The sequence below is a fragment of the Komagataeibacter ossonobensis genome, from assembly GCF_057359305.1.
Window position 1 is genome coordinate 1 of the sequence record NZ_JBXAYQ010000125.1, and the last position, 1,051, is coordinate 1,051.

Genomic DNA, 1,051 nt, shown 5'->3' on the forward strand with positions numbered 1-1,051 from the left:
TTTTCCCGCTTATCAACCAAGCAGCACGGGAATTTCGGCATATGCGCGTCGGCGCGTGAGGATTGAAGACGTCGCGACGGCGCGGCATGCGGCCGGGATCATGCCGAACATGTTGTGTCTTCGATTGGTGGTCCAGCAGAAGGCGCCGAGATAATCGGATGTGTGCTGCGGGGCGATGGCCTTGTGCGTTGCCTTGAGGGCCGTGCTCAGATTGGCGATGGCGGTGTTGAGGCCGTGGAAGGGTGCGGTGCGCTGTCGGGAGGGGCGTTTGCTGCCGCTGACAGTGACCACATGGGATCTGGCGGGTGTGCCGAAGGCCAGAAAAGCCTTCAGGCCGTCGGTATGAACCCTGACGGCTGGCATGAGGCAGGTATCGGCGAATGCCCGCACCGCCCTGCTGGTGAAGCCGACCACCGTCCGCATGGCGACATGGCCCATACGGCCGCCCTCATACCGCTCGGTCGCGGCGATCATCCTGGTCTTGCCTCCCGGACCCGAGCCCTGGTTTCGCTCGCCACCCAGATAGACATCGTCAGCCTCGACCACGACGGGGGCACCGTCCGGACCTGAACCACCGAGAAGATAACGGGCTTCACGTTCGGTCATGGCGCGGCGCAGGCGTTTGGCGAGATACCACGCCGTCGGATAGCTCACGCCCAGCCGACGGCCCAGTTCGATGGCCGAGACACCCTGTTTGGTACTGGTCATGATGTGCATGGCCCGGAACCAGATCGTGAGCGGAAGTTTCGTGCCACTCATCACCGTGCCGGCCGTGACCGACCAGCGGCGATTGCAGCGTGTGCAGCCTACCCGGCGACCACAAAGATAATTCCGATCGTGGCCACAGGACGGGCAGGCCATCCCGACCTCCCGACGCGCCACCATCAACGCCTTGATACAGGCCTCTTCCGTGCTGTAGAGACGCTCGAACTCAAGGTCTGTCAGACCTTTCATGACATTCAACATCACCAGAACTCCAGACACACAAGTTCATATGGGATGTTAAAACACGCCCTGTAAGGGCGTGCCGTTTTGTTGATAAGCGGGAAAA

Annotated in this window: 1 protein-coding gene; it reads right to left on the bottom strand. The window is 61.5% G+C overall.

Annotation, left to right across the window (positions count from 1 at the left end):
- Window positions 1–12: 12 nt before the first annotated feature.
- On the bottom strand, window positions 13–984 hold the full coding sequence (locus tag AC1RQ9_RS18995; protein ID WP_095666499.1) for an IS1595 family transposase: 972 nt from the start codon (window positions 982–984) through the stop codon (window positions 13–15).
- Between the last annotated feature and the right edge of the window lie 67 nt (window positions 985–1,051).